Origin of the sequence: Pseudomonas koreensis (genome assembly GCF_036668835.1) — a bacterium.
GTDB classification, from domain to species: Bacteria; Pseudomonadota; Gammaproteobacteria; order Pseudomonadales; family Pseudomonadaceae; genus Aquipseudomonas; species Aquipseudomonas koreensis_I.
Genome location: NZ_JAZEVW010000002.1, coordinates 866,902 through 880,008, shown reverse-complemented (window position 1 = coordinate 880,008; position 13,107 = coordinate 866,902). Strand labels below are relative to the sequence as shown.

The 13,107-nt window shown below is 59.7% G+C and carries 13 protein-coding genes; 6 read left to right on the top strand and 7 right to left on the bottom strand.

The window, feature by feature from the left end; all coding sequences use genetic code 11:
- Positions 1–297: 297 nt before the first annotated feature.
- Genes hcnA through hcnC form a run of 3 tightly spaced genes read left to right on the top strand, consistent with a single transcriptional unit; the run spans position 298 to position 3,270 of the window.
- Positions 298–612, top strand: coding sequence for a cyanide-forming glycine dehydrogenase subunit HcnA (gene hcnA, locus V6F91_RS08990; protein ID WP_332763523.1), 315 nt, complete (start codon positions 298–300; stop codon positions 610–612).
- Positions 609–2,018 (top strand): cyanide-forming glycine dehydrogenase subunit HcnB, encoded by a 1,410-nt coding sequence (gene hcnB, locus V6F91_RS08985; RefSeq protein ID WP_332763522.1) that lies wholly within the window; start codon positions 609–611, stop codon positions 2,016–2,018. The genes hcnA and hcnB overlap by 4 nt, the downstream gene beginning before the upstream one ends.
- Positions 2,011–3,270, top strand: coding sequence for a cyanide-forming glycine dehydrogenase subunit HcnC (hcnC, locus tag V6F91_RS08980; RefSeq protein ID WP_332763521.1), 1,260 nt, complete (start codon positions 2,011–2,013; stop codon positions 3,268–3,270). Before hcnB ends, hcnC begins: the two co-directional genes overlap by 8 nt.
- A gap of 120 nt (positions 3,271–3,390) precedes the next feature.
- Here hcnC and V6F91_RS08975 read toward each other — a convergent pair whose 3' ends face one another.
- Positions 3,391–5,199 carry a monovalent cation:proton antiporter-2 (CPA2) family protein gene (locus tag V6F91_RS08975; protein WP_332763520.1) on the bottom strand — a complete coding sequence of 603 codons (1,809 nt, stop codon included), beginning with the start codon at positions 5,197–5,199 and terminating at the stop codon, positions 3,391–3,393.
- Positions 5,200–5,446: 247 nt separating this feature from the next.
- Here V6F91_RS08975 and V6F91_RS08970 point away from each other — a divergent pair, with 247 nt between their 5' ends.
- The gene (locus V6F91_RS08970; protein ID WP_332763519.1) at positions 5,447–6,361 is read left to right on the top strand and encodes a LysR family transcriptional regulator; all 915 of its coding nucleotides are present in this window, start codon (positions 5,447–5,449) and stop codon (positions 6,359–6,361) included.
- Here V6F91_RS08970 and V6F91_RS08965 read toward each other — a convergent pair.
- Positions 6,351–7,121, bottom strand: a complete 771-nt coding sequence (locus tag V6F91_RS08965) for a substrate-binding domain-containing protein (protein WP_332763518.1) — start codon at positions 7,119–7,121, stop codon at positions 6,351–6,353. The genes V6F91_RS08970 and V6F91_RS08965 overlap by 11 nt on opposite strands.
- A gap of 12 nt (positions 7,122–7,133) precedes the next feature.
- Positions 7,134–8,426: an MFS transporter gene (locus V6F91_RS08960; protein WP_332763517.1), complete on the bottom strand. Its 1,293-nt coding sequence runs from the start codon at positions 8,424–8,426 to the stop codon at positions 7,134–7,136.
- Between the two features lie 781 nt (positions 8,427–9,207).
- On the opposite strand from V6F91_RS08960, the gene V6F91_RS08955 reads away from it, so the two are divergent.
- Positions 9,208–9,516, top strand: a complete 309-nt coding sequence (locus V6F91_RS08955) for an RcnB family protein (RefSeq protein ID WP_332763516.1) — start codon at positions 9,208–9,210, stop codon at positions 9,514–9,516.
- 21 nt (positions 9,517–9,537) lie between these two features.
- On the opposite strand, the gene V6F91_RS08950 is transcribed toward V6F91_RS08955, so the two are convergent.
- Complete coding sequence (locus V6F91_RS08950; protein WP_332763515.1) at positions 9,538–9,849, bottom strand: protealysin inhibitor emfourin; 312 nt, start codon at positions 9,847–9,849, stop codon at positions 9,538–9,540.
- Positions 9,850–9,863: 14 nt separating this feature from the next.
- Positions 9,864–10,910 (bottom strand): M4 family metallopeptidase, encoded by a 1,047-nt coding sequence (locus V6F91_RS08945; protein ID WP_332763514.1) that lies wholly within the window; start codon positions 10,908–10,910, stop codon positions 9,864–9,866.
- Between the two features lie 139 nt (positions 10,911–11,049).
- Between V6F91_RS08945 and V6F91_RS08940 the strand changes: the two genes are divergently transcribed.
- A complete protein-coding gene (locus V6F91_RS08940) occupies positions 11,050–11,388 on the top strand; it encodes an FKBP-type peptidyl-prolyl cis-trans isomerase (RefSeq protein ID WP_332763513.1) in 339 nt (112 codons plus the stop codon).
- A gap of 65 nt (positions 11,389–11,453) precedes the next feature.
- On the opposite strand, the gene V6F91_RS08935 is transcribed toward V6F91_RS08940, so the two are convergent.
- The gene (locus tag V6F91_RS08935) at positions 11,454–11,789 is read right to left on the bottom strand and encodes a hypothetical protein (protein WP_332763512.1); all 336 of its coding nucleotides are present in this window, start codon (positions 11,787–11,789) and stop codon (positions 11,454–11,456) included.
- Positions 11,786–12,529: an S-type pyocin domain-containing protein gene (locus V6F91_RS27410; protein WP_423815323.1), complete on the bottom strand. Its 744-nt coding sequence runs from the start codon at positions 12,527–12,529 to the stop codon at positions 11,786–11,788. Before V6F91_RS27410 ends, V6F91_RS08935 begins: the two co-directional genes overlap by 4 nt.
- Positions 12,530–13,107: the final 578 nt, after the last annotated feature.

Here is a 13,107-nt window from a genome sequence, read left to right as displayed (position 1 = left end):
AAAGCGTTCTGCCTGAATTCGATGACTATGGTGCGGCGAAGATTCACGAGCAGGCTCGCTCCCACAGGGATTTGTGCTGTGCCTGCTCTGGATCAATATTTCCCTTCGCGATATTCCTTACCTTGAATGGATCCAATCTTTTTGCCGCGGGATCGACTACATTGTTTTCGCGCGCACTTTGTTGCGCTGACGGAGTACCGCACGTCCCCCTGAAAGTATTAAAAACGGGACGGCACGGTGTAGTGCAGCAAGGAGCTGGCGCAACACTCTTCTGAATTTTCACGGACGAACACTGCAATGAACTGCCTAGAAAGATCCTTCGATATCCAGCCGTTGGTGCAGGCGGACATGACCGTGCACATCAACGGTCAGCCTGTCACCGCTGCCATCGGCGAAACCGTCCTCAGCGTTATCCAGTCCCTCGGCCTGCGCCAGATCGCCCGCAACGATCACAACCAGATCAGCGGCGCGTATTGCGGCATGGGCGTGTGCCAATGCTGTCTGGTGCGGATCAACGGTCGGCATAAACGCCGCGCCTGTCAGACCCTGGTGCGCGACGGCATGCAGATTCAAACCCAGGTCAATCGCATCACTGCGCAGGAGGTCGTATGAGCCTGCAACCGGTGATTGTCGGCGGTGGTCCTGCCGGCATGGCCGCCGCCATCGAACTGGCCCGTCACGGCGTGCGCTGCACCTTGCTCGAAGAAGCGTCGCGCCTCGGCGGTGTGGTGTATCGCGGGCCGCTGCGTGACGGCGTGCAACTGGACTACCTCGGCCCACGTTACGCCGAAGCGCTGGGCAAGCTGCACGGCGAATTTCAGGAGCAGGCCAGACTGGTCGACGTGCGCCTCAACCATCGCGTGGTCGGTGCTGAAGGCACTCGCGCGTTAGTAGTGCTCGATGGCGACGAGCAATTGCACGAGATCGAATACCCACAGTTGCTGTTGTCCGCCGGTTGTCACGAGCGCAGCGTGCCGTTTCCCGGCTGGACGTTGCCGGGGGTGATCATGCTGGGCGGCCTGCAATTGCAGATCAAAAGTGGCGTGGTCAAGCCGCAGGGGCCGGTGATCATTGCCGGCACCGGGCCGCTGTTGCCGTTGGTGGCGACACAGCTGCATGCCTCCGGCGTCAGCGTTGCGGGCGTGTATGAGGCCTGCGCATTCGGCAAAATCGCCCGGGAAAGTCTGGCGCTGTTGAACAAGCCGCAGCTGTTCCTCGATGGCTTGAGCATGCTTGCATACCTGAAGCTACACGGCATCCCCATGCAATACGGCTGGGGCGTGGTCGAGGCGCACGGCGAGGGCGAGCTGAAGAACGTCAGCGTCGCGCCGTATTCGGCCACCTGGGAACCGGACCTGAGCCGCATCGAGCGCTTCGAGGCGCAGACCCTGGCGGTCGGTTATGGCTTTATTCCGCGCACGCAATTAAGCCAGCAAATGGGCCTCGATCACGGTTTCAGTGATGACGGCTATCTGCGCGTCAATGCCAATATCTGGCAGCAAAGCAACGAGCCGCACGTACATCTGGCTGGCGACATGGGCGGGATTCGCGGCGGTGAAGCGGCGATGCTCGCCGGTCGGATCGCCGCCACATCGATCCTGCTGCAACGCGGCGTGCTCGAAGAGGAACTGGCGCGGGTGCGTCGCGACCGCTACTTGAGCAAACTCAAGGCCATCGTGCGCTTTCGTGCGGCGGTGGATCGCTATACCGAGCGCGGCGTCGGTCAGACCACGTTGCCCGCCGCCGACACGGTCATCTGCCGTTGCGAAAACGCCACTCGCGCCGATATCGATCGGGCGCTGGAGCAGGGCGTGCAAGACATCGCCAGCCTGAAAATGCGCACCCGCGTAAGCATGGGCGATTGCCAGGGGCGCATGTGCGTCGGCTACTGCAGCGATCGTCTGCGCCAGGCCACCGGTCGCAAGGATGTCGGCTGGCTGCGTCCGCGCTTCCCGATTGATCCGATTCCTTTTTCCGCGTTTCAGTCTGTCGGCACGGAGGCCGCTGCCCATGAGTAAGTTCTACGACGTGGTCATTGCCGGTGGTGGCGTGATCGGGGCTTCCTGCGCCTATCAATTGTCCAAACGCAAAAACCTGAAGATTGCGCTGATCGATGCCAAGCGCCCCGGCAATGCCACCCGTGCGTCGGCTGGTGGTCTGTGGGCCATCGGCGAGTCGGTCGGCCTCGGTTGCGGGGTGATTTTCTTTCGCATGATGTCGGCCAATCGCAAACGTGAAACTCAAGGCGCGGCGGTGGCGGTGGATGCGAGCACGCCGCACATTCTGCCGAAGTCGTTTTTCGATTTTGCCTTGCAGTCCAACGCACTGTATCCGGCCTTGCACCGCGAGCTCAGAGAAAACCACGGGATGGATTTCAAGTTCGAGCGGACCGGGCTGAAATTCGTCATTTATGACGAGGAAGACCGGCTCTACGCCGAGCACATCGTCGGCTGCATTCCGCATCTGGCCGATCAGGTGCGCTGGCTCGATCAGGCCGCACTGCGCGCAGCCGAACCGAGCGTCAGCCATGAGGCGCGCGGGGCGCTGGAGTTCCTTTGCGACCATCAGGTCAGCCCGTTCCGCCTCGCCGATGCGTACATGGAAGGCGCGCGGCAGCATGGTGTGGACATTTTCGTCAACACCAACGTCACCGGGGGGCTGCATCACGGCACGCGAGTGACCGGGGTGCAAACGAGCGAGGAGGGTGTGTTTCACTGCAAGACGCTGATCAACGCAGCGGGCGCGTGGGCGGCGGATTTGAGTGAATGGGCCACCGGGATTCGCATTCCGGTGAAACCGGTCAAGGGTCAGATTCTGCTGACCGAACGCATGCCGAAGATCCTCAACGGCTGCCTGACCACCAGTGACTGCTACGTGGCGCAGAAGGACAACGGCGAAATCCTCATCGGCAGCACCACCGAAGACAAGGGTTTCGACGTCACCACCACCTTCCCGGAAATCGCCGGGCTGGTGCAGGGCGCGGTGCGCTGCCTGCCGGAACTGGCCGACGTGAATCTGAAGCGCACCTGGGCCGGGCTGCGACCGGGCTCTCCGGACGAACTGCCGATCCTCGGGCCGATGCGCGGGGTGGAGGGTTACCTGAATGCTTGCGGGCACTTTCGCACCGGCATCCTGACTTCGGCGATCACTGGTGTGTTGCTGGACAAATTGGTCAATGACGAGCCGCTGCCGCTGGATATCGCCCCGTTTCTGGCGGATCGCTTTGCACTGACAGCGGCCGAAAAAGCGCCGGCGCTGGAACTGGCCTGACACCGACTCCCTGTAGGAGCGAGCCTGCTCGCGATAGCGGTTTGTCTGTTTCAGATGTGTTGTCTGAAACAACGCCATCGCCAGCAGGCTGGCTCCCACATTTGGTTCTGTGCAAAGCAGTCAGGGGTTGCGGGCTTGTTCTTCCAGTTGATCCGACTCGAACAGTTTGGCCAGTTCTGCCCGGGCCTCCTGAGCGGTCTGCAGGACTTTGGCCTCGTCGTCGTAGACCGCGTGCTGCGCCTCCAGCACCTGTTCGTCGTGATGCTTGAATCGCTTGATTCGCGCATCGGCCTGTTCCTGGGTCAGACCGAGGCCGACCAGCGTGCGTCGGCTCATTTCCAGACTCGAATAATAGGTTTCCCGGATCGCCTCGGCGCCGACATCGATCAAGCGGTGCACGTGCTGACGGTTACGTGCGCGAGCGATGATTTTCATATGCGGATAGAGCTTGCGCACCACCTCGGCGGTCTTGATGTTGGTGTCCGGATCGTCGGTGGCGATGACGAAATATTCCGCCTCGCCGACCTTCGCCGCATGGAGGATTTCCGGGCGCATCGGGTCGCCATAGAACACCGGCACGCCGCCGAAACTGCGCGACAGTTCGATGGTTTCCACCGACGTATCCAGCGCAACGAAATTGATATTCTGCGCGCGCAGAATCCGCGCAACGATCTGGCCCATCCGGCCCATGCCGGCAATCACCACGCGCGGTGCTTCGGTATCGATTTCGCGAAATTTCTCCGGCACTTCCACCGGCTGCACTTTCGGGCTGACCAGCCGCGCGCAAAGCAACAGCAATAACGGCGTCACCGCCATCGACAATGTGATAGTCAGTATCAGCAGGTCATACAGGCGCGGCTCGAACAGGCCCTGATCGCGACCGATCTTGAACACTACGAAAGCGAACTCACCACCGGCTGCCAAAACGATGCCGAGGCGAACCGCACTGATCTTGTTCAAACCACCCGCCAGACGCCCGACCACAAACAGCAGCGGCAATTTCAGACCGATCAACAGCAGCGTCAGCGCCAGCACGGTGATCGGCGCGCTGAGCAGCAGACTCAGATTCGCGCCCATGCCGACGCTGATGAAAAACAACCCGAGCAGCAGGCCTTTGAACGGTTCGATCTGCGCTTCCAGCTCATGCCGATACTCCGAATCCGCCAGCAGCAGACCGGCGAGAAACGCGCCCAATGCCATCGACACGCCGACCAGATCCATCAGCCACGCCGTACCGATCACTACCAGCAACGCTGTGGCCGTCGACACTTCCGGCAGACCGGTTTTCGCCACCACGCGGAACACCGGACGCAACAGATAACGTCCACCGATCACCACCACCGCGATGCCGCCGAGCACCTGCAGACTGTGACGGATATCGTCGGCGGTACTGGTGTGATGATCGACGCCGGCGAGCATCGGCACCAGTGCGATCAACGGTATCGCCGCGATGTCCTGAAACAACAGAATTGCAAACGCCAGCCGCCCGTGAGGGCTGGTCAGTTCCTTGCGCTCGGCCAGGCTTTGCAGGCCGAACGCGGTGGAGGAGAGCGCCAGCCCGAGGCCCAGCACAATCGCGCTGTTCAGCGGTTGGCCAAACACCGACAACGCAAGTACGCCGATCACCGACGCGGTCAGCAACACCTGCGCCAGGCCGACGCCGAACACCGATTTGCGCATCACCCACAAGCGTCGCGGCGACAGCTCAAGGCCAATGATGAACAGCAGCAACACCACGCCGAGTTCGGAAATGTGCGCAACGCTCTGCGGGTTGCCGATCAGGCCGAGCACTGACGGGCCGATGATCACCCCGGCGAACAGATAACCGAGCACCGCGCCCAGTTGCAGACGTTTGGCCAAAGGCACGGTGAGCACCGCCGCGAACAGAAACACGACAGCGGCTTGCAACAGATTGCCTTCATGGGGCATGGGTCAACTCCTGACAACGGTACGGCGGGGGGCGACAAGGATAAGGGTTGAATCAAATTGATTGCCACCGCAGAACCCTGTGGGAGCGAGCTTGCTCGCGAATGCGGAGGGTCAGCTATGCATCGTTGACTGATACACCGCCTTCGCGAGCGGGCTCGCTCCCACATGAGGATTAGCGTCGTGGCTGTAATAATTTGCATCAAATGGTTACATTTATAACCCTTGCGCATCAATTTCCGGAAACACCATGGCCATCAACTTCGACCTCAACGACCTGCAAGCCTTTCGCGCAGTGGTCGAGCAGGGCAGCTTTCGCAAGGCCGCCGACACCGTGCGCCTGTCGCAACCGGCGCTGAGCCGGCGCATCGAAAAGCTCGAAGACGCGCTCGGCGTCAAGCTCTTCGAGCGCACCACGCGCAAGGTCAGCCTGACCCAGGCCGGGCGCGGTTTCATGCCCAGTGTCGAGCGTCTGCTGGATGATCTCGACGTCGCATTGCTGGGTATCAGCGAAGTGGCGTCGACGCGGCTGGGCCATGTCACCGTCGCCTGCGTGCCGTCGGCGGCGTACTACTTCATGCCGCGGGTCATCGCGCGTTATCACCAGCAGTTCCCGCGGATCAAGGTCAAGGTGCTCGACTCCAGCGCCCACGATGTCTTGAGCGCAGTGGTTAATGGCGAGGCGGATTTCGGTTTGAGTTTTCTCGGCACGCAGGATGCCAAAGTCGACTTCGAACCGCTTGTGCAGGAGTGCTACGTGGTCGCCTGTCGCCGCGATCATCCGTTGGCGCAGCGCAGCAGCGTGACGTGGGACGAGTTCTATCAGCAGGATTACATCGGCCTGGACAAGACTTCCGGCAATCGTTTTCTGCTGGATCAGGCGTTGGGCGGGGTGGTGCCGCAGCGTCAGAGCATCTGCGAGACGCGGCATGTGACGACGATGATTGGCCTGGTCGAGGCGGGATTGGGCGTGGCAGCGGTGCCGTTGATGGCGCTGCCGGGGCCGGATCATCCGATCCTGACACGGGTGCCGCTGACCGCTCCGCAAGTGATGCGCAGTGTCGGCATCCTCAAGCGCCGGGGTCGTACGCTGACCCCGGCGGCATTGGAACTGGAGCGGCTGGTGGTGCAAATGAAAGTCCAGCCGCCACCGATCAGCGCTTGACCGAATCCAGCCCGGTGGCCTTGACGTCAGCCTGGGCGGCAGGCGCGGCAAGGTAGGCGAGCAGGGCTTTGGCTTCTTCTGGATGCTCGGCCTTGACCGGAATGCCGGCAGCGAAACGGGTCACAGACTGCACCGATTCCGGAATCTTCGCGACGAAGCTCACCCCTGGCACCGGCAGCAATTCGCTGACCTGCTGGAAGCCCAGTTGATAGTCACCGCTGGCAACCACCGAGCCCACCGGGATCTTGGCGATCATCTTGGCCTTCGGCTTCAATTGATCTTCGATGCCGAGTTTCTTGAACAGCTGCTGCTCGATATACACGCCGCTGGCGCTGTCGGAGTACGCCACCGACTGCGCGCCGAGCAGGGTTTTCTTCAAGCCGTCGACGCTGCTGATGTCCGGTTTCGCCGCGCCTTCGCGCACCACCATGCCGATCCGCGAATCCGCCAGTTCGACCCGCGAAGCCGGGTCGACCTTGCCTTGTTTGATCAACTCATCGAGAGCGTAGCCGACCATGATGACCACGTCGGCATGCTCGCCGCGCGCCAGACGATTAGGGATCGCCTCCGGGGCCTTGCCCATCGACGGGCCGAGGCTGGTGGTCAACGTGTTACCGCTGGCGGCAGCGAATTTCGGCCCGAGGATTTTGTAGGCGGCGGTGAAGCCACCCGAAGTCATCACACTCAGTTCTGCGGCGTGGACGCTCAGGTTGAACGCCAGACTGGCGAGGAGGGCGGTGACGGTAAAGAGTTTTTTCATGGCAGGTTTTCCTCAGGCCGCGACAGGTTGCAGACGACCACCGGCACGGCGGTACAGATAAAGGGTGGCGCACAACGCACACAGCGCACCGATGCTCATCCAGTAACCCGGCGCGGCTTTGTCGCCGGTGTACTGAATCAGGAAGGTCGACATCGCCGGGGTGAACCCGCCGAAAATCGCCGTGGCCAGGCTGTAGGCCAAGGAGAAACCGGCGACGCGCACTTCCACCGGCATGATCTCGGTGAGGGCCGGAATCATTGCGCCGTTGTACAGGCCGTAGATGAACGACAGCCACAACAGCGACAGCAGCATGTTGGTGAAGCTTGGCGACTGCACCAAAAACGACAGCGCCGGATAGGTTGTGGCCAGCGCCAGCAACGCCATAGCGATCAGTACCGGGCGACGGCCGATGCGATCGGACAGCGCGCCGCCAATCGGCAGCCAGAAGAAGTTCGAAACACCGACCAGCAGCGTCACCAGCAGCGCATCGGAAGTGCTCAGGTGCAGCACGGTTTTACCGAAAGTTGGTGCGTACACGGTGATCAGGTAGAACGCCGTGGTGGTCAGCGCGACCATCAACATGCCGCCCAGCACCACGCGCCAGTTCTGGCCGAGGGTGCGGAACACTTCGCCCATGCTCGGACGGTGCTTGCGCGCGGCGAACTCTTCGGTTTCCGCCAGGTTGCGGCGCAGGAAAAAGATGAATGGGACGATCATGCAACCGACGAAAAACGGAATGCGCCAGCCCCAGTCGGCGATCGCCTGCGGTGCCATCCACTGGTTCAGGCCATAGCCGAGTGCGGCAGCGACGATGATCGCCACTTGCTGACTTGCCGATTGCCATGCGGTGAAGAAACCCTTGCGACCGGGCGTGGCGATTTCCGACAGGTAAACCGACACACCGCCCAGTTCGGCGCCGGCGGAGAAGCCTTGCAGCAGGCGCCCGATCAGCACCAGCGCCGGGGCGAACAGGCCGATGGTTTCGTATCCGGGCACCAGCACGATCAATATCGTGCCGCTGGCCATGATCGACAGGGTGACGATCAGGCCTTTGCGCCGGCCGACGTCGTCGATGTAGGCACCGAGCACGATGGCGCCGAGCGGGCGCATGAGGAAGCCTGCGCCGAACACGGCGAAGGTCATCATCAGGGAGGCGAATTCACTGCTTGCCGGGAAGAAAACCGCGGCGATCTGTGTGGCGTAGAAGCCGAACAGGAAGAAGTCGAACTGTTCGAGGAAGTTGCCCGAGGTGACCCGGAAAATGGCACCGGCGCGTGAGCCGCCGTGTGGGATTGAGGCTGTCATAGTTAAGGACTCCACCGCTTTTATGACGTGCGCTACGGGAGGGCGGCGCACGGTTTTTATTGAGGTGGATGGTGGCGCAGATGTAACAATCTGTTAATTGCATTGTTGGCATGGATTGATGTTCATAGCGGATCAATGGTTTTGGGTGCATATCCGTTGCTGCGGGTGTTGCGGCTGGCGGTTTCGCCTGACGGCGACTTACTTTTTTACAAGCGCCAAAAAAAGTAAGCAAAAAGCGCTTGCTCCTACGTACGGCCCTCGCAGGCTCGGGTCCCTTCGCTCCGGGATCGCTCCGGGCGCAGCGGCTACGGTTTGCTGCGCTGCACCTCCTTCCGCTGTGTCTGGCTGCGCCAGACGGTCGCTGCGCTCCCACGCCCGGATCAATCCCTGCGCTCAGCCTTCCGACGTCGCCGGTGGATCAAAATCAAGAGCACTCGAGCTAACGCTCATTGTTGAGTGGTGAGAAGCGCCGCATGGCTTGAGATCTTCGGTGGATTCGCCCCTCACCCCAGCCCTCTCCCGAGGGAGAGGGAGCCGATTTGTGGGCCATTCAAACTTGTGTTCGACTCGGTATTTCACGTCGACGTATCTCTCGCATCCACCACCGTCAGTTCCCTCTCCCTCCGGGAGAGGGCTAGGGTGAGGGAGCTCTTGATTTTGCTTCTGTTTCCATGACACACAAACCCGAAACCCCGTAGACAGCCACCCCCAGCAAAAAAAGGAATGATTCGCGCCCCACGCAGTCGGAGTTCAGGTATTACCCAATTCAGGAGGTTCACCGATGAACAGCAAGACCCTTATCGCCAGTCTGGCGCTGGTTGCCGGCGTTGCCGGGATCAGCCCCCTTGTTCAAGCGGCGCAAACCTCAAGCGATCCTTCCGTTCAGTCGCCGACCAGCGATCGTCAGTTGAAGGTCAACGACCGCGCGCCGGAGATGTATCAGCGCAAGGACAAGGCGTTGCAGAACTGGAAGGCCAAAGGTCTGAAGGCGCCAATCGAACAGGCGCAATGGGTGCAGATCAATGATAAGTACGTGATGGTGATGATCACCAACGGCACGATTGTCGAGATGCAGCCGGTCGAGCGTTAAACCCGGATGGCGGGAGAGCGTTTACAGAAGCTCTCCCTTGTCCCAAAGATGCACCAGTTCCCCCGGTGCCCGGTCCTCCGGCACTTTCAACACCATCTTCCCTGACTGATAACGCACTTCAATCTGATAGAAGCGTTGATCCCCGCGTCCGGAGTCGCTGCTGTCTAAAGGCAGGCAGCCCTCAAGCACTGAGCAGATCCGTGAACGTTGACTGATGTCGCATTGCGCGAATTCGATTTCGCGCGGGCGGCTCAGGCTGTGAATTGCGGCTACGCCACCCTGGCGAGATACACGCAGAACGGAATCGTCACCTAAATCGGGTAGCGTTTTCATACAACCTCCTCAGCTTATTCAACACCGACCTGCGTCCAGGCCTGCTGCACCGCTTCAACTTCCTTGACGCCAAAGCGCTGGCCGGCGTGGTCGATGGTCAGTTTTGCGAACGCGTCGAACGTTGCGTCCTGGCTCAAGCGATCGTCGCATAGCGTGTCATACCAGATCCGCCCGGCCTTTTCCCAGGCAAAACCGCCCAGTGCCCGAGCCGCCAGATAGAACGCGCGGTTAGGGATTCCTGAGTTGATGTGCACGCCGCCATTGTCTTCGCTGGTGATGACGAATTTGCGCATGTGCTCCGGTTGCGGGTCCTTGCCCAGCAAGGGGTCGTCGTATGCGGTGCCGGGATGCGACATCGAGCGCAAGCCTTTGCCCTGGATTTTCGGCATCAGCAGGTCGGCGCCGATCAGCCAGTCGGCCTGCTCGACCGTGTGACCGAGGGTGTATTGCTTGGTGAGCACGCCGAACACGTCCGACAGCGATTCGTTGAGTGCCCCTGATTGGTTGGCGTAAATCAAACCAGCCTCGCTCTCGGTGACACCGTGCGCCAATTCGTGGGCAATCACGTCGAGGGAGCGGGTGAAGCGCTGGAAGATTTCGCCGTCGCCGTCACCGAAAACCATTTGCGCGCCGTTCCAGAACGCGTTTTCGTAACCCTGGCCGTAATGCACGCTGCCAATCAGCGCAAAACCCTGATTGTCGATCGAGTCGCGCCCGAGTACTTTCCAGAAGAAATCATAGCTGGCGCCCAACGCGTCGTAGGCTTCGTCGACCGCCGGATCCCCCGACGGCGGCTGGCCTTCCAAGCGTACCGGCATGCCCGGCAGGAGCATCTTGTTCTGCGCATCGTGCACGCTGCGCCGGGCCAGGCCCGGTTTGGTCGCCTGTGGCAACACCGCCCGCGCTGGAGGCTGCGAAGGTCGGCCGGGGTTGGGCAAGAGGCTGCGTACATGGTTGAGCGTCTGCATCGCGGCGTTGCGTTGCGGCTCCGAACCGTGGGCAATGATCCGGTTGAGGATGTAGGGCGGAATAAAGCTGCGCAGTGAACGGGAGTCGGTCATCAAAGCATCCTTGTCGTCATACGATGTCGATATCCATGTGAGCCGCGGCGCGAATTTCGGTTCCATCGATTGCCATCGACGCGCAATTCTGCGAAAAAACCGTCCGCGCCATCAGGGCCATTCTTAACGAGTCAACCACATGTCAGAAGAACTGCAAATCATCGATCTGCAACCGGGCGACGGCAAAGCCGCCGTCAAAGGCGCGCTGATCACCACCCATTACACCGGCTGGCTGCCAGACGGCACCGAGTTCGATTCCTCCTGGAGCCGCGGCAAACCTTTCCAATGCGTGATCGGCACGGGTCGGGTCATCAAAGGCTGGGATCAGGGCCTGATGGGCATGCAGGTCGGTGGCAAACGCAAATTGCTCGTACCGGCGCATCTGGGCTACGGCGAGCGAACGATGGGCAAGATTCCGCCGAACTCGGATCTGGTGTTCGAGATCGAGTTGCTGGAGGTTTTGACGCGGGAGGATTGAGTTTTCAGAAAAATTACGCTGGATGAAGCGGGTACTTCATCCAGGTGAGATAGGGCTAGAGTCGATCAGGTGAACGCGTCGATATCATCGAGCGTGTCATCGACTACTCCTTCCAAGGAAGGATGTTCGCGCCTGACTGATTCGAGTGCCAGGAAAACTCTCTCAGTTTCCATTGCCCCATGACGGCGAGCGATGTGGCCTATGGCGGTGACCGCAGCGGCGATAATCGCCTCGGTATTGTGGGTCAGATATTCAAGGCAAATATTCTGAGCCCAGTTTCCGTCGCTTTCATTCAGGCCAATTGATACGAGTGCAGCAATCACGTCTGCATCCGTGTCGCTGCCAAGAAGTCTTTTGGCATCCGCATGACTCATAGATGGATCTTGATAAATCAGACTCACTTCTTATCTCCCAGGATTCGGCCCTTGCTGTCGACTTGTTTTGCCTTGATGAGTGCATTTTTCATGTCTTGATGAAGTTTATCCCATGGCCTTACGTGTCCGTGATAAACATCACCACCCGTTCGATCAAACACGACGAGTTCATTTGTCTCAGGATCTACGCCGACTCTGCGTGGTGAGGTAGGTTTGACTTGAACAGAGTTTTCCAACACTTCCTGTCCATTGGTTGGTCCTTTACTTTTTACAGGAGTGTCGGTCCTGCCGTGATAACTGGCTGCGTCGAATTCAAGCGCCAGAACAATATAAAGAGGCCTGATTCCTGAGCCTGCCGGAAAGACGAGAATGAAATCTTGGTATTCAGGCGGATATACCGGGTTGACGATGATCTTGTCTGCCTGTTCGGTGGGCGGATAAATCCAGAGCTGGGGTATCTTTGGCGCGCTTTCCAACGGCGGAACTATCGGGATGCTGGAGGGGCGCGCGGCTGGCGTCCAGATGAGTGTGGCTCCATTGCCGAAGTCTGCGACTTGCTGCTCACCTTGCTCTACGAATCGTATGACAGGGATCATCTCCCAATCGCTGCGTGTCTGAGTGTTGTACCCGTATCCCTTCAATGTGCCGTCAGCCTGTTGTTCTAGATGCAAGCGAACACGGGTACGACCTTCATCAAGTGATTTGAGTTGTTCTTCTGTGTACAGAGAGCTGTCACCCAAGTTTGACGGCCAGAGCAGAGCGACCATGCCAAGCAATGCACCGGTGGTAATACCTGCCGCCAGTATATGGCTCCACTTATGGCATTTGTGCCCAGACTTAAAGTTGTGGATGTACCCAAGAGAAGCGTTCCTGCCGCCGCAGGTAAATCGCGGCCGCCTATTCTTCTCAGCGGGATATTTCCTGCGGTATCGCACTCCCTGCCGCCTAACAAGCATAACTCTCCAAAATCAGCCAGTTTCTCGACCGGGATAAAACCGGCAGTACTGCCATGGTTGATTACACCGTTCGGGAGTTGGCAGCTTTTAGCGAACACACAGCCTTTCGCATCGGGCATACGCGGCTGCGGTTGTTTGATGAGTTTGTTTTCGTATGCATATTGTCTGGCGAGCATGTCATCGTACGCTTTTTGCCGCGCTTCTCGCTCTGCCAGCTTAGTGGTGGTCATGTATCGGCTAGTTATGTGGTGCCCATCACCGGCGGGTGGATTTTGTACTTTGGGTATGTCTTTTCTGCGCACCATGAGCGTCCTTGTTCGTTTCACAAAACGAGGCGGACGCTATATCAAAGGGCATTCATAGGATGTAGGACGGGTCTGAAATTCGCG

Excerpts from the sequence above, each read along its gene's own strand:
- hcnA (WP_332763523.1), top strand. The coding sequence starts at position 298 with ATGAACTGCCTAGAAAGATCCTTCGATATCCAGCCGTTGGTGCAGGCG.
- V6F91_RS08960 (WP_332763517.1), bottom strand. The coding sequence starts at position 8,426 with ATGACAGCCTCAATCCCACACGGCGGCTCACGCGCCGGTGCCATTTTC.
- hcnC (WP_332763521.1), top strand. The coding sequence starts at position 2,011 with ATGAGTAAGTTCTACGACGTGGTCATTGCCGGTGGTGGCGTGATCGGG.
- V6F91_RS08965 (WP_332763518.1), bottom strand. The coding sequence starts at position 7,121 with ATGAAAAAACTCTTTACCGTCACCGCCCTCCTCGCCAGTCTGGCGTTC.
- V6F91_RS08975 (WP_332763520.1), bottom strand. The coding sequence starts at position 5,199 with ATGCCCCATGAAGGCAATCTGTTGCAAGCCGCTGTCGTGTTTCTGTTC.
- V6F91_RS08970 (WP_332763519.1), top strand. The coding sequence starts at position 5,447 with ATGGCCATCAACTTCGACCTCAACGACCTGCAAGCCTTTCGCGCAGTG.
- V6F91_RS08940 (WP_332763513.1), top strand. The coding sequence starts at position 11,050 with ATGTCAGAAGAACTGCAAATCATCGATCTGCAACCGGGCGACGGCAAA.
- V6F91_RS27410 (WP_423815323.1), bottom strand. The coding sequence starts at position 12,529 with ATGGTCGCTCTGCTCTGGCCGTCAAACTTGGGTGACAGCTCTCTGTAC.
- hcnB (WP_332763522.1), top strand. The coding sequence starts at position 609 with ATGAGCCTGCAACCGGTGATTGTCGGCGGTGGTCCTGCCGGCATGGCC.
- V6F91_RS08945 (WP_332763514.1), bottom strand. The coding sequence starts at position 10,910 with ATGACCGACTCCCGTTCACTGCGCAGCTTTATTCCGCCCTACATCCTC.
- V6F91_RS08950 (WP_332763515.1), bottom strand. The coding sequence starts at position 9,849 with ATGAAAACGCTACCCGATTTAGGTGACGATTCCGTTCTGCGTGTATCT.
- V6F91_RS08955 (WP_332763516.1), top strand. The coding sequence starts at position 9,208 with ATGAACAGCAAGACCCTTATCGCCAGTCTGGCGCTGGTTGCCGGCGTT.